Below are 22572 nucleotides of genomic sequence, written 5' to 3'. Positions count from 1 at the left end.
AACGCCTGTCCTGCACGAGATGGTGACGGCGACGGTGGCGGTGAATGCCACCATGCGCGGCACGTTGCAACCGCCTCACAACGTGCCGTGCTGCCGCTGCCGTACCGACCGTGGCTGGAACGTCGGCTACGGTGGCAATAACGGCCCGAGTCGGGTCGCGAGTCACGGCCCGGGTCGAGTCGCCGGCTACGGCCCGGACGTCGTTCCCGGCCCCGGCGCTCGGCTGAGGAGAAACGGAAGCGTCGTGTGCGGAGGTGGCGCTCGGTGAGCAGCAGCGGCGACACAGCGGTCATCATCCCGGCCGCCAACGAAGCCGACCGCATCGCGGCCACCGTCACGGCTGCCGCGGCCCTGCCAGGCGTGGATCTGGTCGTGGTCGTGGACGACGGCTCGCGGGACCAGACCGGCAGGGTGGCCCGCGCGGCCGGCGCCAGGGTGGTGCGCCACAGCCGCAACAGGGGCAAGGCCGCCGCGATGGAGACCGGCGCAGAGGCCGTCCGTCTCCTCGACGAGGATGCCACCCCCCGCCACCTGCTCTTCCTCGACGCCGACCTGGGCGAGACGGCTCATGCCGCCGCACCCCTCATCGAGCCCGTACGCGCGGGCAAGGCCGACATGACCATCGCGGTCTTCACGACCAGGGTGAAGCTGGGCGGCCACGGCCTGGTCGTACGCCTGTCGAAGGAAGGCATCCGCCGCGCCACCGGCTTCGAACCCGCCCAGCCGCTCAACGGCCAGCGCTGCCTCACCAGAGCCGCTTTCGAGGCGGCCCGTCCGCTGGCGCACGGGTTCGGGGTGGAGACGGCGCTGACGATCGACCTGCTCCACAAGGGGTACCGGATCGTGGAGGTCGAGGTCGACATGGCCCACCGTGCCACGGGGACGGACTGGCGAGCCCAGCTCCATCGAGCGATCCAACTCCGGGACGTGGCCCTTGCGCTAGCCACGCGAGAGCCGCTAATCGCCCAAAACCTCAACAAAGTCCGCCCCAATCGCTGACCATCTCCACACCTGGGGACGACCACAAAGCCGTTTTCCCTCCTCGGGCCAGGGCGGCGGCCTTTCCCTCCACAGGGACCCGCAGTCTGATCCCGCTTATCCACAGGAAGGTCCCGTCCGGCCGAAGCCCCCTCGCGAGTGTGCTGGAATTTGCCGGTGACTTCGGAGAAGCGGCACGAAAAGGCACGGGGCCGGCTCGCCGGGCTGGCCACGGCGGCGATCGGCGCCTCGATCCTGCTGACGATCACCATAGGCCTCCTCGGCCCATCCCCGATGGTGCCCGCGCTGACCGGTCCCAGCTGGCAGCCGCCGTACTCTCTCGACGTCCACCCCAACCCTTACCTGGTGATCGCCTTCGCCGCCGCCGCGATCACCCTGGGCGGCCTCGGCCTCCTGACCGCCCTAACCCTGACCCGCCCCCCAAAGCTCCCCCACCCACCCACAGCCACCCCACCTACAGCCGCCCCAGACACCCCAGCCACACCCACAACCACCCCACCGCCCACCGGCCCGGACCACACCACCTCCCCACAACCAACTCCGACGCAACCCGATGAGCCGCAGCCACCTGCGCCGGGAGCAGCCGGTCCTCTGACCGACATGACGGGGACCGACGTGCCGCAACCCCCTGCGCCGGGGACAGCCGGGCCCGGGACCGACACGACGGGGACAAATGCACCGCGTGGGGCACTGTCGGGCAAGCTTTGGAGGCTGCCGAACGCCCGCCTCCTCGTCCTAATCGGCTGCGCAGCCGCCGCAATCCTGGCGTTCCTACCGCCATCCGGCTCCGGCGACCACCTCAACTACGCCGCCTACGGCCGCATGGTGACACTGGGCCTCAGCCCGTACACCCATGGCGCGGTGGACCTGCCGGGCGACCCCATCGCGGACGTGGTCGAGGAGCCCTGGCGCGAAGAGCCGAGCGTGTACGGCCCGGTGGCCACGGCCGTACAAGCGGTGGCGAGCTGGATCGGCGGCGACTCCCTCCGCCTGACGATATTCGTGCTGGCCCTTTTCAACGCCGCCGCGTTCATAGCGACGGGCCTGCTCATCGACCGTTTCACCAGAGACGACCCGACCAGACGCCTGCGCGCCGCACTCCTGTGGACGGCCAACCCCCTCCTGCTCTACCAACTGGTGGCAGGAATGCACGTGGACACCCTCGCCATCGCCTGCATGGTCGCCGCCCTCCTGGCCAGAAGCCGCCCCACAGGATCCGGGGTCCTGCTCGGGCTGGGAGTGGCGATCAAGGTCAATGCCGGCCTCGTGGCCCTCGGCCCCGCCTGGGAGCTAAGACGCCGCCCTGCCCGCCTGGCCCTCATGGCGGCCTGCGCACTCGCGGTAGTGGTCATCGGGTACGCGATCGTCGGCCCGGAAGCGATCGCCCCGATGACGCGCACCAGCAAGTCGATCTCCCACGCCTCGTTCTGGAAGCTCGTCCAGGGCTGGCTTCAGTCCATCGTGGGCACAGGCAGCGCCTACCGAGGAGAGATCCAGATCGGCTCACTCCTGGTGCTCGCACTCCTCGCCTGGTTCCTGCTCCGCCTGGCCTCCCGCTCCCGCCAACCCGGCCTCCCCCCAGCACCCACCCCGAGCAACGAGGCAACCCCCCTCCCATCGAACGGACCTGGCCACCACACGACCTCCACCACGAGCTACCGGGCAGCCAGCGAGCCAAGCAGCGCCACATCGAGCGCAGTGACCCACCTACCGGCAGGTGGACCAGGCAATGCCACCTCGAGCGGAGTGAGCCACCACTCGACGAGCCGGGTGAGTGACGCCCCATGGAGCGGACCGAGTAACGACGCAGGAAGTGGGACAAGTAACGACGCAGGACGTGGACCGAGTACCGACCCAGGAACTAGGACAAGTACCGACCCAGGGAGTGGGACAAGTAACGACGCGAAAGGTGGGACGAGTAACGGCGCAGGTCGCTGGTCGAACCGCTGGACAGCGCTGCACGGCAACGGCGGGCTTGAAGCACCGGTCGTGGCGGCCGGGCTGATGGTCGCCTACGTATTCGCCACGCCGTACATCCTGCCCTGGTACGACGGACTGGCCCTCGGATTGCTGGCACTGGTGGCGGCCTCCGCAGTGGACAGGTTCGTGGTCGCCCACCTGCTGGTCCTGTCGTTGGCATACCTCCCGGCCAGAGTGAACGGGCAGCCAGAGGATCTCGACTGGCTCAGAGAGGTGGTCCGGCCCCAACTCGCTTGGGTGCTGCTGGCCCTGACGGTGGCATTGGCCCTTTGGGCGTGGCGAACTGCCAGACGCGAGCGCCTCCCATCGGTGTCGGCTCAGGCGCGGCGCGTCGCAGGGTGAGCGCTGATCGTTGCCGTCGGCCGGGTGGGGCTTGGGTGCTGGTGGTTGGCGTCTGCTGGACGCCGTTGTCTACTGGCTGACCCTCGTTGCCGGCGTGTGTTGGGTGGGCGGATCGTAAGGCTGGCGCTGGTGCTGGTAGCCGCCGTGGTGATCGGCAGACGGGCCCAGGGGCACCCGGTCCGGCGTCGGACGCCACCGCCCCTTGCTCACCGGGAGCGACGGGCAGGGGCATCCGGCCGTCCAGGCCGGACCGGACACCTGCGAGAGTGAGGGACCCGACCCCGTTTCCCCGGACCCCGGACCACGGGCCACGGGCCACGGGCCACGGGCCACGGGCCACGGGCCACGGGCCACGGGCCACGGGCCACGGGCCACGGGCCACGGGCCACGGACCCCGGATCACGGGCCACGGACCCCGGATCACGGGCCACGGACCCCGGATCACGGGCCACGGACCCCGGATCACGGGCCACGGGTCACGGAGCCCGGGTCACGGAGCCCGGGTCACGGAGCCCGGGTCACGGAGCCCGGGTCACGGAGCCCGGGTCACGGAGCCCGGGTCACGGAGCCCGGGCCACGGAGCCCGGGCCACGGAGCCCGGGCCACGGAGCCCGGGCCACGTATGCGATTTGTGCTGCCTGGGCGCGGTGGGTATGCGGGCGACCAGAACGCTCAGCACCGTTCGGAGCGTTCGGCTGAGCGTGTGCTACTCATGCTCACTCCATAGGGACGGTGGTGAGCTGGAGGGCACGGACGCAGGCGGCCAGGGTCAGGGGAACGGCCACCGTCAGGGCCATGGCGGGGATGGCGATGCCGGAGTCGTTCATGAGGAAGCCGACGAAGGCGCACGTGAGGGCGCCGAACAGGCCGGCTCGGAGGGTGGGGGCCAGACGGTAGGCCTGGCCGAGGGTGGAGGCGCCCCATCGCGAGGGCCGGTCGAGTATCAGGAACAAGAAGGCCAGCGCGACCAGGGAGAGGAGGGTCAGTGACCAGTTCCCGACGGTTACGCCGATCATGGCGCTGAACTTGCGCCCGACGACGGTCCACGCCTGGCCGTCGATGATCTGCTGGACGAAGTTGCCCAGGTGGGTGCGCTGGGAGTCGGGGCGCAGCCAGTCGAACACCGAGAGGGCGCCCACGAACGCGGCCCCCACGAGGCCGACGAGCAGGAGTCTCAACAGCGATACGCGTTTGCCGGAAAGCAGAATGAGGAAGACCGCCAAGCCGATCACGAACGCCGGTACACCGCCGAAGTCAGCTCCCCACGAAGGCCATCCATCCGCGAAGACCGCAAGTCCCCCGTACAGGGCGCAAGCTGTCACGACCACGACCCTGGACACGCCTCTGCTGAGCAACCACTGCGCCACGCCTGCGAGTCCGAGGATGGTGCCTGTGGCGTAGACGGCGAAGGCGATGTTGCTGAAGCCGTAGAAGCGGCCTCCGGTCACGGGCTCGTAGCCGGTTACCGCGTTCACCTGGAGCTTGGAGCCGGTCATGACGTCGATGAGGAGCGCGAGGGAGGTGACGGCGGCGACCACGGTGAGCGGGCCCAGCACGTGCGCCCGCCACGGACCGGCGAAGGCCAGGGCGGTGATCAGTCCGGCGATGGCCACGATCGTCACGATCACCGACAGCATCGGTACGGGCAGGGTCCACCAGGGCACCAGTTGGGCCAGGAATGTGGAGACGGGGATGGCTCCGCTGATCACCGCGACGATCTGGACGGATTTGAGGAGCTTGGAGCTGCTCGCGAAATCGCCGCCCGGGGCGCCGGGGGCTGAGGTGCCTCCCTGCGCAGTGGGCGAGGGCTCGCTGGATGGGTGTTCGGCGGACGAGGGCCCGGTGGGCGGGAGGTCGGTGGGCGGGAGGTTGGTGGTGGAAGGTGACGTGGATGGGTGTTCGGCGGCGGATGGGGATTTCGCGGATGGAGGTTCGGTGGCTGAGGGGTCGGTGATCGAGGAGGCGCTGGGCGAGGGTTCGGTGGGTGGGGGGTTGGTGGAGGGGGGCCTGGTGCCGGGAGGGGTGGGGGAAGTGGTGTCTCGGCGGCGGCGGAGGGCCAGGGCGGCGAAGGCGTAGAAGAGGAGCTGGACCGTCACGAGGACGGCGAAGAACGGGCCGCGTACCTCCCGGAGCACCTGGCTCGCCAGGTCCCCGTCCGCCAGTTCGGCCACCGTTTCGGCCGGTGTGGCGGCGGTCGGGCCGTTGGGTTGCCAGAGGCGGCCGACCACTTGGCGTGGGGCGGGGAGGCCCAGGAGTTGGATGGCGGTGGCGGTGAGGTCGGTGATGGTGACCAGGGCGTCCTGGCGGGTGGAGGTGGCCGTGAGGTAGCCGTGGTCGTACGGTCGGCTGTTCGGCGACGGGCCCTTGGCGATCGCCACGTGGAGGTGGGCGATGGGGGACACGTCCGAGATGCCGGCCACGAGGGTGGTGGCGTTGGGGGACAGTTTGGCGATCAGGGCGCCGATCTGCTGGTCCGCCTTGGTCGCGGCCGCCTGGCGGGCCGCGGCCGGCAGCGGGGTGGGGACGCCGTACTCGTCCAATGGCTGCGCGGTCCAGGCGGTTGCCAGGTCGGCGGCTTCCATGACGATCAGGTTGTACGGGGTCAGGTCGCCGGCGGCGTCAAGGGTGGGGGCGTATTTGGCGATATTTCCGGACTTGTCGGCTCCGGCCAGTGCAGCGCCTGGGCCGATGGCGGCGACCTTGCCTCCGTTGTCCGTTACCAGCTGGCCCAGCGTGCCGAGTTGGGCGTCGAACCCGGTTTCGGACTGGTACGCGGCCAGGGCAGGCCAGTCCGGGATCTTGGCCGCTTCCCCGGTGAGCTGGGGGGTGGGGGGTTGGAGGCAGCCCTTGCCTGCCGTACCGGCTCGCTGGCCTGCTGAGATGGTCAGCCAGCCCGCCGTGGGGCAGGTGATGCCGCGGTCCGGGGGTGGTACGGCTCGCGTGGAGAGGGAGGCGGAGGCGCCCTGGCCGAGGAGGGACCACAGGTGGGGGGTCCGGGACGGGTTGAGGTCGCTCCATTCGAGGCCGGGCACGCCGATGAGGGCTACGTGGGCTTGATCGAGCACTTGGGCGGACTGCTGGTGCTGCCGTGCAGCGGTGGTGGATGGGCTTGCGGACGTGCCGGGGGATGTCGCGGCGGCGGCGGAGGCCGGAAATGGGGCCAGCGAGAGGCAGGTTGCGGCGGCCAGGCCGAGGGTGAGGACGAGGGTGCCGAGAGTGCGCCTGCTCGCATGGGTGCGCTTGGGTGCTCCTGCCTTGGAGGCGGGCTGGAGCACCGACCTGGCGGAGGCGCGCGCGGGCGTGGGCCTGGTAGCGGCGTGGGTGGCCGGGGTTTGATGTGGTGCCGCGATGGGGTGTTCTGATCTGGGCCGGGGGGCGGTGCCATCGGCTGTGCGCGTGGGCGTCAGCCCGCTGGTGCTGAGGGCAGGGGTGGGGTCGGCGCCGTCCCGATTGGGCGTGGCGTGTGGCATGTACGGACCCCCATTGTTTGCCCTCGATCAACAACAGCCACGGTAACGTGCCACATCGTGACAAGTGGCGAGGTGCGAGTGGTACGGCGGCAGTGGTGGGCGTGGGCGGTCGTGGTGCTCGTGGTCGCGGCGGCCGTGGCGCCCCTGGTGGCCGTGTGGCTCACCAATCCGGATGACCAGCGGCTGGTCGACCTGGACGTTTACCGTACCGGGGGCCAGATGCTGCTCGAGGGCCGGCCGGTGTACGACTATGTCACACCCGCCCCGCAGCTGTTGCCGTTCACGTATCCGCCCGTCGCGGCGATGCTGGCGGTGGCGCTGGCCGAGATGTCGTGGGGGACGGCCCAGTGGGTCTGGACGGCCGGGATATTCGCGGCGCTGGCCGTGACCGTGTGGCTGTCGTTCAGGCAGGCGCTCACGAAGTACGTGCCCTGGGTGTTCGCGCTGCTCATGGTGGCCTGCACGTACCTGATGCCGATCAGGGACCAGGTGCGGTTCGGGCAGGTGGACATTCTGCTGGTCGCGTTGTGCCTGGCCGACTGCGTGGTCAAGCGGCCCTGGTGGCCGCGGGGGTTCCTGATCGGGCTGGCCACGGCCGTGAAGCTCACCCCGGGCGTCTTCCTGATCCACCTGCTGGTCACGCGGCAGTGGCGGACGTTCTTCATGGCGGCGTTCACGACGGCGGTGCTCACGCTGCTGCCGTTCGCGGTGATCCCGCGGGACGCGTCGCAGTTCTGGTTCTCGGCACTGCTCGATCCCGACCGCCTCGGCTCGAACGCGGGCACCACCAACCAGTCGATCCGCGGCATGCTGATCCGGCTCTACCTGCCCGAGACGGCGACGTACGCGATCTGGCTGGTGATCGTGGCCGTGGTCGGGTGGTACGGGTTCCGCGGCGCGCGGGCGGCGTACCGGGCGAATGACCAGCTCACCGCGGTCGCGCTTGTCGGGCTCATGGCCGTGCTGCTCTCTCCCGTCGCCTGGATCCACCACCTCGCGTGGGTGGTCGTGGTGCTCGGCGCGATCGTGGGCGACGGGCGCGATCCGGTCAGGCTGCGGGTGGCGGCGGGCGTGTGGCTCTATTACGTGCTGCCGATCCCCTGGTGGGGCGTCTCGTTGAAGGCGGCCGACATCCCGGGGGTCAGCCTGGTGCTGGGCAAGATCGTCCAGAACGGGTTCGGGCTGGGCGCGCTGGTCCTCGTGTGGTTGTTGGTGTCCTGGTTGCCGAAACGGCGTCAGATCGCATGACCGAGCCATTACCCTCTGTGCCGTGCTCGTTACCACATGGGTCATCGTGGGCGTCGTCGCCGGGGTCAGCGGCGTGTTCGTCGGGTATCTGTCGCTCCGGCAGGCCAGAGCGGCGGTGGAGGACTGCCAGCGGATGCTCGCCCGGCAGACCAGCGAGGGCATGGGCGATCTCAAGGCCATCAGGGACGTGGCCGTCTGCCGGTACGACGCGCTCTCCGAGATGACCGGGCGGCTGTCGTTCTCGGTGGCGATGATCAACGGGCTGGGCGACGGCATCGTGCTGACCTCGATCAACGGGCGCAGCGAGACCCGTACGTACGTGCGGCCCGTGGTCGGCGGGAAAGGGCGGGAGCCGCTGTCGCCCGAAGAGGAGGAGGCGGTGCGGGCGGCCAGGCTGGGGCTCGGGCCGATGATCCTGTCCCGGGCGTCGGGCCCGCTGTAGGCCGGTGTGTCGCGGGCCGGGGCATCGTGCTCGTTGAGCAGTCGGGCCGCCGTAGGCGGGCAGTTCCCTGGGTGAAAGAGGCGCGCGGCGCGCCCACCTGCGGATACTCTGGATGCATGCCCAGACTCGCCTATCTCGGACCGGAAGGCACCTTCACCGAAGAGGCCCTGCGGCTCCTCGACCCCACGGCCGAGCGCCTGCCCTGCGCCAACGTGCCCGCCGCGCTCAACGCCGCCCGCAGCGGCGAGGCCGACGGCGCCGTCGTGCCGCTGGAGAACTCCATCGAGGGCGCGATCACCACGACGCTCGACGAGTTCGCGTGGGGCGAGCCGTTGCTGATCACGGCCGAGCTGCTGCTGCCGGTGCAGTTCTCGCTGCTGGCCCGGCCCGGCACCGAGATCCCCCACATCAAGCGGGTCTACACGCATCCCGCGGCCATCACCCAGTGCCGCGCCTTCATCGCGCGCGAGCTGCCCGACGCCGTCGTGGTGGCCGCGCCGTCGACCGCGGCGGCGGCCCAGGAGGTCTCGCTGCCCGGCTCGCCGTACGACGCCGCCATCGCCGCCCGCATCGCCGGCGAGCACTACGGGCTGGTGGAGCTGGCCACGGACATCGGCGACAGGTCCGACACCGTGACCAGGTTCGTGCGGGTGGCCCGGCCCGGTCAGCTGCCCGAGCCGACCGGCTCCGACCGCACCACGCTGGTCGTCTTCCTCGCCGACGACCACCCGGGCGCGCTGCTGGAGATGCTGACGGAGTTCTCCGTACGCGGGGTCAACCTGACGCGCATCGAGTCGCGGCCGACCGGTGACGGCATCGGACGCTACTTCTTCCACTTCGACTTCGAGGGACACGTGGCCGACGCCCGGGTCGGGGAGGCCCTCGCCGGGCTCCACCGCATCTGCGGCGAGGTGCGTTTCCTCGGCAGCTACCCGCGCGCCGACGGCATCGCGCCGCAGATCAAGCGGGGCACGTCGGATCCCGAGTTCGCCGAGGCGGGCGGCTGGCTCGCCCGGGTCCGCGCGGGTCAGGTCTGAGGCCACGGCGGACCGAGTCGGCGTGTACGCGCGGGTCAGGTCCGAGGCGACGACCGATCGGGTCCGCGTGTACGCGGTAATACTGGGGCGGGCTGCTGCCCAGCGCCGGTAGCCTTTGGCTTGTGATTGACCTGCGTACCCTTCGTGAGGATCCCGACCGGCTACGGGCGTCGCAGCGTGCCCGCGGTGAGGACGACTCCGTCGTCGACACGCTGCTCGACCTGGACGAGCGCCGCCGATCCGCGCTGACCTCGTTCGAGTCTCTGCGCGCCGAGCAGAAGAGCATGGGCAAGTCGGTCTCCAAGGCGCAGGGCGAGGAGAAGGCCGCGCTGCTCCAGCGGGCCAAGGACCTCGCGAGCCAGGTCAAGGCCGCCGAGGCCGAGGCGGAGAAGCTGACGGGCGAGCTCGACGAGCTCGTCCAGGCGGTGCCCAACATCGTCGAGGAGGGCGCGCCCGAGGGCGGCGAGGACGACTACGTGGTCCTCGAGACCCATGGCGAGCCGCGCCAGTTCGACTTCGAGCCCAAGGACCATCTGGAGCTCGGCGAGGCGCTCGGCGCCATCGACATGGAGCGGGGCGCCAAGGTGTCCGGCTCGCGGTTCTTCTTCCTCAAGGGCGTCGGCGCCCGCCTGCAGCTCGGCCTGCTCAACATGGCCATGCAGCAGGCCATCGAGGCCGGGTTCACCCCGATGATCACGCCGGTGCTCGTCAAGCCGGAGACCATGCAGGGCACCGGCTTCCACGTGGCCCACGACAAGGAGATCTACCGCCTCCCCGAGGACGACCTCTACCTGGTCGGCACCTCGGAGGTCGCGCTGGCCGGCTACCACGCCCAGGAGATCCTCGACGGCGGCGACCTGCCGCTGCGCTACGCGGGCTGGTCGTCGTGCTTCCGCCGCGAGGCCGGCTCGTACGGCAAGGACACCAGGGGCATCATCCGCGTCCACCAGTTCGACAAGGTCGAGATGTTCTCGTACGTGCGCCCTGAGGACGCCCACGAGGAGCACCTTCGCCTGCTCGCCTGGGAGAAGGAGATGATGGCCAAGATCGAGGTTCCGTACCGGATCATCGACACGGCGGCGGGGGACCTCGGCATGTCGGCGGCCCGCAAGTTCGACTGCGAGGCGTGGATCCCGACCCAGGGCCGCTACCGCGAGCTGACCTCGACCTCCAACTGCACGGAGTTCCAGGCCCGCCGGCTCGCCGTCCGCTACCGCGACAAGGACGGCAAGCCGCGGCACCTGGCCACGCTCAACGGCACGCTGGCCACGACCCGGTGGATCGTGGCCATCCTGGAGAACCACCAGCAGGCCGACGGCTCCGTGGTGGTTCCCGAGGCGCTGCGGCCCTACGTGGGCCTCGACGTGCTGGAGCCGTCCAAGTAAGCGCGGCGGGCGTCGTTCCTGATGAGGACGGCGCCCCCGAGCACGACCAGGCCGGTCAGCAGCACGGCCAGGGCGACGGCGACCCAGTACGGGCCCGGGGTGCCCTCCGACCAGCCGTAGAAGGGCGTGTAGACGGTCAGGTAGACGAGCGGGGCCGCCAGCACCCCTACGGCCGCGGGCGTGGGCCGTGCCCGGCCGGCGCCCGCCAGCACGAGGCACACCACCGCGCCCACCACGGTCGCGAGCACACCGAACAGGATCAGGCCCGCCGCGTACTCGCCGGCGAAGAACGGATCGGGGCTGCTGAGCGCGGTGAAGAGACCGAGGCTGGCGGCCGCGGCGAATCCGATGTACGCGCGCTGGTAGCGCTGCAACCCCGCTGCGGCGCCGCCGAACAGCATGCACACCGCCAGGAAGATCGCCACGTTGCGCTCCGGCGACAGGTCGGCCGCGGTGGGTTCCGGCGAGCCGGGCAAGCCGACGTGTCGCCACTCGCCGGACACGTCGCGGACCAGGATCCCGTCCACGCCGTTCGCGACGACCACGACGTGCCCGCCCGGACGGGCCTGTACGGCCAGTGCCATCGAGTGCCGTTCGGCCCTGGACGGGTGCCGCCGGGCGAGTCGTTCGCGGTCGTCCGCGGTGAGCGCCCATGAGGGGCCCCAGGTCTTGCCGCCGTCGTCGGACTGCTCGACGGCCACCCGGTCGGGTACCACCCGGTAGCACCGCGTCGGCTGCCGGGGCACGCAGGCGGCGCTCTGCAGCGGCCTGCTCTCCCACGCACCGCCGTCCTCCTCCCAGATGACCCCGCCGTCGTCGGAGATCTGGGTGAGGCCGTCCTGCACGTGGACGACGATCGAGTCCCCGTCCACATTGACAGAGCTGGCGCGGGGCACGGGCGCGGCCGATGTGGCCGTCACCGCCAGTACGGCCAGCGGCATCGTGACGATCACGCGCCAGCGCGCGGAGTACGACTCCAGGCTGCGGCGGCGTACCCACCAGGCCAGGGCGAGCGCGGGCAGGGCGAGGAGGTCCGTGGGATCGGCCAGGACGCGCGATGGGCCCGCCACAAGGGTCCAGGCATGGGAAGCCAGCTCAGCGCCCGTCTCCGTGGTTTTCACGAGCGTGAAGAGCGCCCCGGTCAGCACGGTGGCCGCCAGATCGGCCCGCCGCCAGAAGAGCAGGGCCACCAGCGCGGGGGCGACGACCAGCCCCGCCACGTCGCTGAGCTTGCCCGTGAGCGGCCCGGGCCAGGCCTGCTTGAGCAGGTGGTCGTTGATGAAGAGCACGAACACCCCGGCAACGGTCACGGGGTGACATAACCAGGCGTACCTCATGTAGGGGTGGATGGCCGCGAAGCCCAGAAGGTTCGCGGCCGTGACCAACCCGGAACAAGCAAAAGACCGAGGCCCGCTGGAAGCGAACCCCGGCCTGTCTCGCTGCTACAAGGTCAGATGGCGCGGACCTGGGAGGCCTGCGGCCCCTTCTGGCCCTGCGTGATCTCGAACTCGACCCGCTGACCGTCTTCAAGGCTGCGGTAGCCACTGCCTTGAATCTCGGAGAAGTGCACGAACACGTCCGGCGCACCGCCGTCCGGGGCGATGAAGCCGAAGCCCTTCTCGGCGTTGAACCACTTGACGGTTCCCTGAGCCATAAAAGCTCTCCCTCAGGATGTGAATCTATGGGACCCACACCTCGTGGGTCCCGGTGTGTCGTACAGCAAGCACCCGGGGTGGCTCAGACAAAGTCATGCTGGTTTTCACTACGGGATCAGCTAATACAACGCCATCACATCTAACACCATTCTGGCGCGTTGGTGTTCCCGTACCAACGAAGATTTCTGTCAGGCGGCATCACCCGGCAAACTGGAACCTGTTATGCAGAGCCTTCCCGCGCCCCGTCTTGTGGCCACCGACCTCGATGGCACCGCGTTGCGTACTGACGGAACCGTGTCTCCCCGCACAGTGGCAGCCTTCGGCAAAGTCGAGGAATCCGGTGCTGTGCTCGTGTTCGTGACGGGGCGTCCGCCCCGGTGGATGGGCGGGGTCGCGGGTGCCGTACGTCACCGTGGGCTCGCAATCTGTGCGAACGGGGCACTGATCTACGATCTCCATACCGAACAGATAGTGGAATCTCACCTGATCACGGTCGATGTACTCGAGGAAGTCGTGGATCAGCTAAGAGCGAACGTGTCCGATCTCGTATTTTCGGTCGAGTATGAAGCGGGTTTTGCGCATGAGTCAGAATTCCTCCTGGGTGGCCTGGACAGGGGGGCCCTAACGGCACGCGTCGACTCGGTAACGGCGCGTCCGTGCGCCAAGCTGCTGGCCCTGCACCCCGGAATGGACGCGGACGAGCTGCAGGCCACCGTCGAGGGGTTGGTGGGGCATCTGGTGACCGCGACCCACTCCAGCCCGAGGGGCCTGATCGAGATGAGCGCCCAGGGTGTGACGAAGGCCACGGCGCTGGCGGCGCTGGCCGGGCAGCACGAGATCAAGCCCTCGGAGGTGATCGCGTTCGGTGACATGCCGAACGACCTGCCCATGCTGGGCTGGGCAGGCACGTCGTACGCGGTCGCGAACGCACATCCGGACGTGCTCGCGGCCGTCGACCACGTGACCGCGGCCAACGACGACGACGGCGTCGCTCAGGTGATCGAGCGGCTCTACGGATAGCCGGCGGCTGCCCGGAGCAGGCGCTCGCGCCCGTTACAGGTAGGGGCCGGAGCCGCCGGGCGGGCGGTGCTGGTCGTCCCCCTGGGGCACGCCGGGCAGCGCCCTGCGCATCTGCTCCAGCTGGGCACGCGCGGCCATCTGCTGCGCGAACAGCGTGGTCTGGATGCCGTGGAACAACCCTTCGAGCCAGCCGACCAACTGGGCGTGCGCGATGCGCAGCTCCGCCTCGCTCGGCGGCGCGCCGTTCTCCTCCGTGAACGGAAGGGACAGCCGCTCCAACTCGTCGACCAGCTCAGGAGCCAGGCCGTCCTCGAGCTCCTTGATCGAGGACGCGTGGATGTCCTTCAGCCGCTTGCGGCTGGCCTCGTCGAGGGGCGCGGCCCGGACCTCGTCGAGGAGCTGCCGGATCATGCTGCCGATGCGCATCACCTTGGCGGGCTGCTCGACCAGGTTGGTGACCGATCGATCCTCTTCGCCACTATCGCCCTGACCTTGGAAGTCAGGGCCCACCACCACGATGTGAGGGGTGTTGTTGTCCTCAGCATTCATAACACTCACCGTACTAGCAGGATCTTGCCGACGTGCTCCCCCGAATCCAACAATCGGTGGGCTTCGGCGGCCTCGGACATCGGTAGTTTCGCGTGCACCACAGGACGCACGGCCCCGGCGCTGACCAGGGGCCAGACGTTGTCCACAACACTACGGACGATTGCCCCCTTCTCGTCCACCGGACGTGAGCGGAGCGCGGTCGCGTGCACGGAGGCGCGCTTGGCGAGCAGGGCCCCCAGGTCGATCTCGCCTTTGACGCCGCCCTGCAGCCCGATGATCACCAGTCGGCCGCCGGTGCGGAGCGCCCGGACGTTTCCGGCAAGGTATTTGGCGCCCATGATGTCGAGGATGACGTCCGCGCGTACTTTGTCGGCGAAGTCTTCCTCGCGGTAGTTGATGACCTCATCCGCGCCCAGCTCCCTGACCCGCTCGCCCTTGGCCGCCGAGCCGACCGTCGCGACGACCTGCGAGCCGAGTGCCTTGGCGAGCTGCACGGCGAACGTGCCGATCCCGCTGGCCCCGCCGTGCACCAGCAGCGTCTCGCCCCTGCGCAGCCGCCCGACCATGAAGACGTTTGACCACACCGTGCACGCCACCTCCGGCAGCCCGGCGGCCTCCTCCAGCGGCACGCCGTCCGGCACCGGCATGACCTGCTCCCACGGAACGGCTACGCGCTCAGCGTAACCGCCGCCCGCGAGCAGCGCGCACACCTGGTCACCAGGCTTGAACTGCTCGACGTCCGCGCCGACCTCGGCCACCACGCCGGAGACCTCCAGCCCCGGGTACGGCGACGCGCCGGGCGGAGGTGCGTAGAACCCCTGCCGCTGCAGGACATCGGCCCGATTGACCGCCGAAGCGGTCACGTCGATGAGGACCTCTCCCCGCTCGACCCGGGGATCCGGCACCTCACGCCACTGAAGTACCTCTGGTCCGCCCGGCTCGGCGATCTCAATGGCTCGCATGCGAACTACGGTAGCCGGGCAAAGAAGTTGTGGGTTGCCGAGCTGTGTGGTTGCCCATGGCGTTAATCTGCAAGGTATTTGCTGCCCCTTTAGACCCACCCGAGGGGGAACACGGTGGCAAGACACGATCGAGAGGAATCGCTCGAGGAGCAGCTGGCGTGGCTCGACGCGATCAAGGAGACGGAGGAGGCCCCCGTCTCTGTGAGCGCCTCGACCGCGGCTGCCGACGAGTCGGTCGCCTCGCCGTACCCCCAGGACCCGTGGCGGATGGTCCCCACGCAGCCCGACACGCCGACGCCGCCGCTGTTCCGCGCGGCCGTCGACTCCGTGTACGGCGCCGCGGCGGCCGAGGACCTGCCCGACGGTGAGATGGAGGCCGCGGAGTGGCTCGGCACGGCCAGCGCGGCCACGAAGGAGCCCCCGGCCGCCCCACCGAGCGCCCCGCGCGAAGAGGACCCGTTCCACGCTCCGTTGAAGCCGCTGCCGCGGCCCGACGACACCGACACGTACGCGCTGTCGTTCACCCCGCCCGAGCCGTCGGGGCCGCCGGAGCCATCGGATCAGGAGACACAGGACACGTCCTGGTCGTCCGTGCCCGAGTGGGCCCGGGCGCCTGAGCCGCCCCGCGAGGAGCCGGAGAAGGAGAGCGCCCGAGCGGAAGCCGAGCCTGCCACGGAGAAGGACGACGAGTCCGCCTCCGAGGAAACCTCTCCGAAGACCGAGCGCCCGCAGTGGTCGGAGCCGTTCGACACCCTCCCGACGATCCAGCCGCCCAAGTGGGCGGAGCCGGCCGCCACGCAGGAAGCCGAGCCCCAGGAGCGGCCGGCGGACGAGCGCGCCGAGCCCGCGTGGCCGAAGGACGAACCCGCGGAGCCGTCGTGGCCCAAGGGCGAGCACACGGAGCCGCCGTGGGTGAAGAACGCGGAGCCGTCGTGGTCGACGGACGCCGAGCTGTCATGGCCGAAGGACGCGGAGCCGTCGTGGCCGAAGGCCGAGCCCGCGGAGCCTGAGGAGCGGCGTGAGGAGCGGCGTGAGGAGCGGCCTTCGTGGTCGGAGCCGACTCCGCAGGAACGGTCCTCGTGGTCCGAGCCCGCCCAGCAGGAGCGGTCCTCGTGGTCGGAGCCGGCCCAGCAGGAACGGTCCGAGCCGGCCCCGCAGGAGCGGCCCTCCTGGTCGGATCCGGCTCAGCAGGAGGAGCCCCCGCAGTGGACCGAGCAGCACGAGTGGCGTCCCGCGGAGCGCGAGATCCCTCCGCCCGCGGAGCGGCGGCGCCGCCCTGCCCCGATCCCCGTGTTCACCGCATCGCCCAGGCCGCCGATCACCGGCCGGCCGACCGCCGACAGCCTCGACCCGGAGTCCCTGCTACGCGGACGGCGTAACGCCCCCTCCAAGGGCTGGCGCCGCCTGATCTACAAGGCGTCGGGAGGCTGGATCAAGCCGGGCGAACCCCCGGAGGTCCGTCGTCGCCGCCAGCTGGTGAGCAGGGCCCGCACCCCGGTCACCGCCGGCCACCACCGCGTGGCCGTGCTGAGCCTGAAGGGCGGCGTGGGCAAGACCACGACCACGGTCGGTCTCGGCGCCACCCTGGCCCAGGTCCGCGGCGACCGGGTCATCGCCGTGGACGCCAACCCCGACCGCGGCACCCTGTCCGACAAGCTCGTCCTGGAGACCTCGGCCACCGTGCGTGACCTGCTCAACGAGCGTGACCAGGTCAAGCGCTACGTGGACATCAGGGCGTTCACGTCGCAGGCGCCCTCACGGCTGGAGGTGCTCGCCTCCGACCGCGACCCGTCGGTGTCCGAGGCGTTCAGCGGCGCCGACTACCAGGCCGTCTCCCAGGTGCTGGAGAACTTCTACTCGATCTGCATCACCGACTGCGGCACCGGCCTGCTCCATTCCGCGATGGGCGGCGTGCTCGGGCTGGCCGACCAGATCGTGCTGGTCAGCTCCCCGTCCGTGGACGGCGCCAGGGCGGCCTCCGCGACGCTCGACTGGCTGGAGGCCCACCACTACGGCGACCTGGTGAAGAACGCGACCGTGGTGCTGTGCAGCGTGCGGCCGCGCTCGAAGTCGGCGGTGGACATCAAGAAGCTGGAGGCCCACTTCGCCGCCAGGTGCCGCGCGGTGGTCCGGGTGCCGTACGACCCGCATCTGGAGGAGGGCGCGGAGATCGACCTCGACCGGCTGCAGGAGCCGACCAGGGACGCCTACCTGCAGCTCGCCGCCTGCGTGGGCGACGGGTTCGCGGGCATCCGCGAATGAGGGGAGTGAGCGGAGGGTGTGGGATTCGAACCCACGAGGCCATCGCTGACCTGGCCGCTTTCAAGGCGGCTGCACTCGTCCACTATGCGAACCCTCCTGTGCGGAAACCACGATAGCGGCTGCGGTGACAGGGGTGTACGTTCAGGAGGTGGCGGATCTCAACGTCGAGGTGGAGCGCGGCCGATCGGCAGCGCTCGTCCGCCTCGACGGAGATCTGGACAAGCTCACCGCGCCGCAGCTCAAGGAGTGTCTGGGCAGGCTCCTCGCCGAAGGGCTCGTGCGGGTCGACATCGACGCGAAGGCGCTGGAGTTCTGTGACTCCAGCGGCCTTTGGGTGCTCGTGGAGCACCAGCGCCGGGTTACCGCCCAAGCCGGTAGGTTACGCCTGGTCGGAGTCCACGGCGTGCTTCAGCGCGTGCTCGACGTGACGGGCCTGAAGGCCGCCTTCGACGCCGTGCTCGCCGTGGAACGCTGACGCCGTACTCGCCGCGGAACGCTGAGAGCAGGTCAGTCGCTGAGGACCTGAGGGAGGTCAGTCGGCCAGCTGCGAGAGCAGCCACTTCGGGCCCACGGTCTCGGCGCCCAGCTCGTGCACGCGTTCCTTCAGCCCCCGGTCCGCGGTGACGACGAGCACCCGTTCCCACGGCTTGGCCTGGCGCACCACGTCGACAATCGCGTCGTCGCCGCTCCCGGTGGCCGCCACCACCTGAACCCCCGGCGGCTCCGGCGCGCTCCTGGCGGCGCCCTCCACGACCGCCACGACGCGCGGATACCACTGCGCCAGCACCGGATGCGTCAGTCTGAGCCGCGACACGGCCTCCAGCAGCCGGGTCGCCGCGCCGAGCCGGTCGCGCCACCAGCCGTGCTCGGCCCGCGCGCCCACGATGTTGGCCACGTCGAGCACGAGGGTCTCCGGCCTGATCTCCCCCTGGATGTCGTCCCAGGTGGCGGCGAAGCCGGGATGCAGCTTCCGGTCGGTCACCTTCGGCAGCGGGAGCCAGCGCATCTCGCTGCTCTCCGCGTTGGCGGGTGCGGCGGCCAGCAGCTCGGGCGACGCGGCGATCACCGTCTCGAACGCCCACCCGCCGTGATCATCGCGGTAGACGCCCTGCACCCGTAGCCCGTCGCCGGCCAGCGCCGCCTCCTCGCGGGCCTCCCGCAGCGCGGAGGCGACGGCGTCCTCGTGGCTGTCGCGGGCCCCGCCCGGCAGCCCCCAGGTGCCGCCGTGGTGGCTCCACCAGGAGCGTTTCTGCATGAGCACGTACGGCGTGCCGAGCTCGTCATGGTGGACGACGAGCAGCCCCGAGGCGCCGTGCAGCCCCCAGTGCCTGTGGCCTTGGGAGCATTCGATCCAGCCGTCGCCGTCCTTAGCCGCCATGGGAGATTCTCTCAGCCTCCGCCCTTGCTGAAATGCTGCAGGTCCTTGGCTCCTGACCAGTAGCCGCCCCACTCCCAACCGACCTGGTCAAAGGCCTTAACTACCTTGTCGCCAGGATTTATTACGCCCTTTCCCTTCATGGGGCGTTTTGTGAACTTTTTGGATGCTTGGTGCGCTGTGCTACCACTTGCGGTGACATATGGGTTCTGGATGGGATTGACGTCTATCGCTTGCCCGTACGCGTGCTTGGACCAATGAGTGGACCCGGTCGCTTGGCGGCAATTGAAGGCCGAGGTGTTGTTGGCCTCGATCGAGTCGAAGTCGTCACCCTTGTACGCGTCCACCAGCTTCATCCGCTCGATCGGCCAGCGCCAGCCGTACAGCTTCTTGAAGACCGTCACGATGTCGTCGGTGACCGCCTTGTTCACCACCAGCTGCCCGGTGTGCGGCTTGTCGTCGAAGCCCCAGTACGTCATCGTGACCAGCCGCAGGTCGCGGTAGTGGACCGGGCAGCCGGGCCGCCACGAGTACGGGAGCTGCTCGCGGGAGAGCCGCGAGATCTTGGCGCTGAAGGCCGGCGGGGCGGTCGAGCCGGGCGCGCCCGTGGTGGGCGAGGGCGTGGGCGAGTCGAGGCTCTCGAAAGCGGGAGCGGTCTCCTGAGGGACGGAACCGGTGGCGGCAGGCTTGCTCGTCCCGCACGAAACGGACGCGAGCACCACGAACGCCATGGCGGCAGCACGTTTCATCTCGCCACCATATGCGACGTCCCACCAGCTCAGGGCACTATCAGCACAGTACGGCGAGCCCGTTTCGCCAGCCCGACCGCCACCGAGCCGTGCCAGGACGAACGCGAGCGCCCCACCACGATGGCGTCGGCCATGTATGAGCTGGCCAGCGTCTCCAGCTCGCGCGCCGCGTCACCGCGCATGCTGACGAACTGCCACGGAACGCCCGCGCCTCTCAGCTCGTCCCGCAGATCCTCGGTCAGGTCGGCCGCCGCGTCGGGAATGATCGGCGACCCGGCGAAGAACCACAGCGCGGCGCTGTTGAGGGACTCCACGAAGGCGATGAGCAGCGCCGCGTTGTCCCGCCGGGCGAGCCCGGCCGCGTACGCGAGCGCGTTGCGGCTCGGGCCCGATCCGTCGAAGCCCACCACGAGCAGGCCGGCACCGTCCTTGCCGATCTCGAACTGCCCGGCCGGGAGCCTGCCGGTCAGTGGCTCCCGTCCGGGGTCTGTGTCACCGCCGAACACGGCACGTCTCGTCTTAGCTGTCGGCGTGCCGTGATGGAGCCGCAGCGGAGCGAGGACGTCCATCACGGCTTCCCGAGCGGTGCTCGGCAATCAGCACGTCGCGGAGGGCCAGCTCGCGCAGGGCGTCGGCCGCGTAGATCACCAGGGCCACGAACGAGACCGCGGCGATCGAACCCCCGAGCCACAGATCGTTGACCGTCGCGTCGACGTAGGCCGCGCCCCTGCCCTGGTAGCCGACCGCGAACGGCGCGGCGACCAGCCACAGGCCACCGAGGAACAGCAGGACGAGGGCGGAGACGCCCAGCTTGGCCTTCATCGGTTGTCCTCCACTCCGACCAGGGAAGCCTTGCCGTTACGGCGGTGCTCACCCGAGTTGTTCATGTCCTCGCGCAGCGCCTCGACGAGGGGGGCCAGCAGGCTCGCCAGCTCGGCGGACGACGCCTGGGGCGCGACCGGCACGGGCTCCGGCTCGGGCTGCCGCTGCCGGACGGCCACGAGGCCCCGCACCACGAGCTCCTCGTGGATGGCCAGCACGAAGCAGATCGCGCCGATGAGCCCCACGACGGCCACGCCGAGGCCGGTGAAGAACTCCGACTGGGTGGTGTTCGTCCAGTCGGCGTCCTCCGGCTGGGAGCCCAGGGCGAAGGGGGCGATCATCAGCCACAGCCCGGCCAGGACGGCCAGGGCGGCCGCGACGGCACCCACGAACTTGCGAATCACTGTGAGATTCCTCCTGATACGAGGTCTTTCTGCGGGGGTGCGGCCTGCGCGATGAGGGCTCGCGAGGTCGGCCGCAGCACGTTCTTGGCGACGGACCGGGCCCGCTCGCGTTCCGGGCGGTCGTCCGGTGGCGCCATCTTGGCGACCGCGGTGAGCAGGGCGGACGGTTGGCCGTTGGCCCGCTCGACGCGCTGGGCGATCAGCTCGAGCAGCAGCCCGGCCAGGACCAGGTCGTCCTTGTTCAGCGGCGTCGGCGCCGGGGCAGCCGGCGTCGAGGAGCCGCGCAGCGGCAGCTCCTTGAGGAAGATCGTCGCCACGAACCCGAGCAGCGCGATGGGCACGCCCACCATGAACACCGTCTCCAGGCCCCTGGTGAACGCCTCCAGCACGATGTTCTTGATCGGCGTGGGCAACTGCTGGATGGCGCTCGGGCTGCCGAGCTTGACGTTCGAGCCGCCGGGCAGCGCGATGTGCGCGGCCCTGAGCATGTCGGCTATCTCGTCCTTGAGGCGGTTCGTCAGGATCGCGCCGAAGGCCGCCACGCCGACGGCGCCGCCGAGCGAGCGGAAGAACGACACGCCGGACGTGGTGGAGGCCATGTCACGCAGTTCGGAGCCGTTCTGGGCGGCCAGGATGAGCATCTGCATGGACAGGCCGAGCCCGGTGCCCAGCACCGCCACGTCGAAGCCGATGAGCCATTCGCTGGAGTCCACGTGCAGCCGGGACAGCAGGAACAGCCCGACCGCCACGACCAGCAGGCCCACGACCGGGAAGATCTTCCACCGGCCGGTCTGGGTGACGATCTTCCCGGAGATCACGCCGGCCAGGAACAGCGCCAGCACCATGGGCAGCGTCATCAGGCCGGACTCGGTCGGGCTGAGGCCCTTGACGATCTGCAGGTACTGCGGCAGGTAGATCATCGCGCCGAACATCGCCATGCCGACGAACAGCGAGGCGAGGCCGGTGAGCACGAACGTACGGTTGCGGAACAGCCGCGGCGGCAGGATCGGGTTGCGCGCGGTCCGCTCCGACAGCACCGCCAGGGCCAGCATCAGCAGGCTGAGCGCCGCCAGGAAGTACGTCCAGATCGAGTTCCACTCGAACTCGACGCCGCCCAGCGTCAGCAGCAGCATGAGCGCGCTCGCGCTGGCCGTGATCGTCGTCGCGCCCCAGATGTCGATCGAGGTGCTCCGCTTGATCTTCGGCAGTTTCAGGACCTTCTGGATCACGATGAAGGACACCAGGGCGAACGGCACCACGACGTAGAAGCACCAGCGCCAGCCGAGCCAGTCGGTGTCCACCAGGAACCCGCCGAGCAGCGGGCCCGCGACCGTGGAGATCCCGAAGACCGCCCCCATGTAGCCGGAGTAGCGGCCACGCTCGCGGGGGGACACGATGTCGCCCAGGATCACCTGCGCGAGTGCCGACAGACCACCCACACCAAGGCCCTGTACGGCCCGCGCCGCGATGAGCTGCCCCATGTTCTGCGACAGACCGGCCACCAGCGAGGCCGCGACGAACAGCCCGAGCGCGGTCTGGAAGAGCAGTTTCCGCCCGAACACGTCGGACAGCTTGCCCCACAACGGCGTGGACACCGTCATGGTCAGCATGGTCGCGGAGGCGACCCATGAGTACTGGTCCTGACCGCCCAGCTCACCCACGATCGTCGGCAGCGCCGTGCCCACCACCGAGGTCGAGATCATCGACGTGAGCATGGCGAGCATCAGCCCGGACATGACCTCGAGGATTTCGCGGTGGGTGTACTGCCGCCTCGCGGGGGCTGCGGCCTGAGCATGCGCCACCAAGGCTTCATCATCCCCTTACTACAGTTTTGCGAACTTGAGTATACGCCCGTTTACTAGCCGCGCGGC

Annotated in this window: 20 protein-coding genes and 1 tRNA gene; 9 read left to right on the top strand and 12 right to left on the bottom strand. The window is 69.9% G+C overall.

Annotated elements, in window-relative coordinates; all coding sequences use genetic code 11:
* Window positions 1–264: 264 nt before the first annotated feature.
* Together AB0J87_RS45740 and mptB are read left to right on the top strand one after the other, a co-directional pair.
* Window positions 265–999 (top strand): glycosyltransferase, encoded by a 735-nt coding sequence (locus AB0J87_RS45740; RefSeq protein WP_363977422.1) that lies wholly within the window; start codon window positions 265–267, stop codon window positions 997–999.
* A gap of 273 nt (window positions 1000–1272) precedes the next feature.
* Window positions 1273–3321, top strand: a complete 2049-nt coding sequence (gene mptB / locus AB0J87_RS45735) for a polyprenol phosphomannose-dependent alpha 1,6 mannosyltransferase MptB (RefSeq protein WP_363977581.1) — start codon at window positions 1273–1275, stop codon at window positions 3319–3321.
* A 716-nt stretch (window positions 3322–4037) separates the two neighbouring features.
* Here mptB and AB0J87_RS45730 read toward each other — a convergent pair.
* The gene (locus AB0J87_RS45730) at window positions 4038–6386 is read right to left on the bottom strand and encodes a hypothetical protein (RefSeq protein WP_363977419.1); all 2349 of its coding nucleotides are present in this window, start codon (window positions 6384–6386) and stop codon (window positions 4038–4040) included.
* Between the two features lie 462 nt (window positions 6387–6848).
* On the opposite strand from AB0J87_RS45730, the gene AB0J87_RS45725 reads away from it, so the two are divergent.
* The 4 genes from AB0J87_RS45725 to serS all read left to right on the top strand — a co-directional run bounded on the left by AB0J87_RS45725 (window position 6849) and on the right by serS (window position 10903).
* Window positions 6849–8039, top strand: a complete 1191-nt coding sequence (locus AB0J87_RS45725; protein ID WP_363977416.1) for a glycosyltransferase 87 family protein — start codon at window positions 6849–6851, stop codon at window positions 8037–8039.
* Between the two features lie 22 nt (window positions 8040–8061).
* A complete protein-coding gene (locus AB0J87_RS45720; protein ID WP_350732427.1) occupies window positions 8062–8481 on the top strand; it encodes a DUF4446 family protein in 420 nt (139 codons plus the stop codon).
* Window positions 8482–8597: 116 nt separating this feature from the next.
* The gene (gene pheA, locus AB0J87_RS45715) at window positions 8598–9518 is read left to right on the top strand and encodes a prephenate dehydratase (RefSeq protein ID WP_350732429.1); all 921 of its coding nucleotides are present in this window, start codon (window positions 8598–8600) and stop codon (window positions 9516–9518) included.
* A gap of 122 nt (window positions 9519–9640) precedes the next feature.
* On the top strand, window positions 9641–10903 hold the full coding sequence (serS, locus tag AB0J87_RS45710; protein WP_363977412.1) for a serine--tRNA ligase: 1263 nt from the start codon (window positions 9641–9643) through the stop codon (window positions 10901–10903).
* On the opposite strand, the gene AB0J87_RS45705 is transcribed toward serS, so the two are convergent.
* Both AB0J87_RS45705 and AB0J87_RS45700 read right to left on the bottom strand, forming a co-directional pair.
* Window positions 10867–12213 (bottom strand): hypothetical protein, encoded by a 1347-nt coding sequence (locus tag AB0J87_RS45705; protein ID WP_363977409.1) that lies wholly within the window; start codon window positions 12211–12213, stop codon window positions 10867–10869. The two genes, serS and AB0J87_RS45705, sit on opposite strands and share 37 nt — an antisense overlap.
* Before the next feature lie 140 nt (window positions 12214–12353).
* Window positions 12354–12557 (bottom strand): cold-shock protein, encoded by a 204-nt coding sequence (locus AB0J87_RS45700; protein WP_093173019.1) that lies wholly within the window; start codon window positions 12555–12557, stop codon window positions 12354–12356.
* Window positions 12558–12780: 223 nt separating this feature from the next.
* Between AB0J87_RS45700 and AB0J87_RS45695 the strand changes: the two genes are divergently transcribed.
* Window positions 12781–13578 carry an HAD family hydrolase gene (locus AB0J87_RS45695; RefSeq protein WP_363977406.1) on the top strand — a complete coding sequence of 266 codons (798 nt, stop codon included), beginning with the start codon at window positions 12781–12783 and terminating at the stop codon, window positions 13576–13578.
* Between the two features lie 33 nt (window positions 13579–13611).
* Here the strand turns inward: AB0J87_RS45695 and AB0J87_RS45690 are convergent, their stop codons facing one another.
* Both AB0J87_RS45690 and AB0J87_RS45685 read right to left on the bottom strand, forming a co-directional pair.
* The gene (locus tag AB0J87_RS45690; RefSeq protein ID WP_192789222.1) at window positions 13612–14127 is read right to left on the bottom strand and encodes a bacterial proteasome activator family protein; all 516 of its coding nucleotides are present in this window, start codon (window positions 14125–14127) and stop codon (window positions 13612–13614) included.
* Window positions 14128–14132: 5 nt separating this feature from the next.
* Window positions 14133–15089: an NAD(P)H-quinone oxidoreductase gene (locus tag AB0J87_RS45685; protein WP_363977402.1), complete on the bottom strand. Its 957-nt coding sequence runs from the start codon at window positions 15087–15089 to the stop codon at window positions 14133–14135.
* Between the two features lie 762 nt (window positions 15090–15851).
* Between AB0J87_RS45685 and AB0J87_RS45680 the strand changes: the two genes are divergently transcribed.
* Entirely contained in the window at window positions 15852–17351 is a 1500-nt protein-coding gene (locus AB0J87_RS45680) for an AAA family ATPase (protein ID WP_363977578.1), read from the top strand.
* Window positions 17352–17361: 10 nt separating this feature from the next.
* On the opposite strand, the gene AB0J87_RS45675 is transcribed toward AB0J87_RS45680, so the two are convergent.
* Window positions 17362–17448, bottom strand: a tRNA-Ser gene (locus tag AB0J87_RS45675).
* A 51-nt stretch (window positions 17449–17499) separates the two neighbouring features.
* Between AB0J87_RS45675 and AB0J87_RS45670 the strand changes: the two genes are divergently transcribed.
* Window positions 17500–17826, top strand: a complete 327-nt coding sequence (locus AB0J87_RS45670; RefSeq protein ID WP_363977399.1) for an STAS domain-containing protein — start codon at window positions 17500–17502, stop codon at window positions 17824–17826.
* Between the two features lie 57 nt (window positions 17827–17883).
* Here the strand turns inward: AB0J87_RS45670 and AB0J87_RS45665 are convergent, their stop codons facing one another.
* The 6 genes from AB0J87_RS45665 to AB0J87_RS45640 are packed head-to-tail and all read right to left on the bottom strand — an operon-like array spanning window position 17884 to window position 22506.
* Window positions 17884–18729, bottom strand: a complete 846-nt coding sequence (locus tag AB0J87_RS45665; protein WP_363977396.1) for an NUDIX domain-containing protein — start codon at window positions 18727–18729, stop codon at window positions 17884–17886.
* 11 nt (window positions 18730–18740) lie between these two features.
* Window positions 18741–19475 carry a M15 family metallopeptidase gene (locus AB0J87_RS45660; protein WP_363977393.1) on the bottom strand — a complete coding sequence of 245 codons (735 nt, stop codon included), beginning with the start codon at window positions 19473–19475 and terminating at the stop codon, window positions 18741–18743.
* A gap of 29 nt (window positions 19476–19504) precedes the next feature.
* The gene (locus tag AB0J87_RS45655; protein WP_355203098.1) at window positions 19505–19981 is read right to left on the bottom strand and encodes a universal stress protein; all 477 of its coding nucleotides are present in this window, start codon (window positions 19979–19981) and stop codon (window positions 19505–19507) included.
* Window positions 19982–19994: 13 nt separating this feature from the next.
* The gene (locus AB0J87_RS45650) at window positions 19995–20297 is read right to left on the bottom strand and encodes a hypothetical protein (RefSeq protein WP_363977390.1); all 303 of its coding nucleotides are present in this window, start codon (window positions 20295–20297) and stop codon (window positions 19995–19997) included.
* Window positions 20294–20701 (bottom strand): hypothetical protein, encoded by a 408-nt coding sequence (locus AB0J87_RS45645; RefSeq protein ID WP_363977387.1) that lies wholly within the window; start codon window positions 20699–20701, stop codon window positions 20294–20296. The genes AB0J87_RS45650 and AB0J87_RS45645 overlap by 4 nt, the downstream gene beginning before the upstream one ends.
* Complete coding sequence (locus AB0J87_RS45640) at window positions 20698–22506, bottom strand: MDR family MFS transporter (protein WP_363977384.1); 1809 nt, start codon at window positions 22504–22506, stop codon at window positions 20698–20700. Before AB0J87_RS45640 ends, AB0J87_RS45645 begins: the two co-directional genes overlap by 4 nt.
* Window positions 22507–22572 lie beyond the last annotated feature (66 nt).

This window comes from Nonomuraea sp. NPDC049625, assembly GCF_040675285.1.
Classification (GTDB): Bacteria; Actinomycetota; Actinomycetes; order Streptosporangiales; family Streptosporangiaceae; genus Nonomuraea; species Nonomuraea angiospora_A.
The sequence above is the reverse complement of the archived record's forward strand: the minus strand, read 5'-3'. Positions and strand labels throughout refer to the sequence as shown.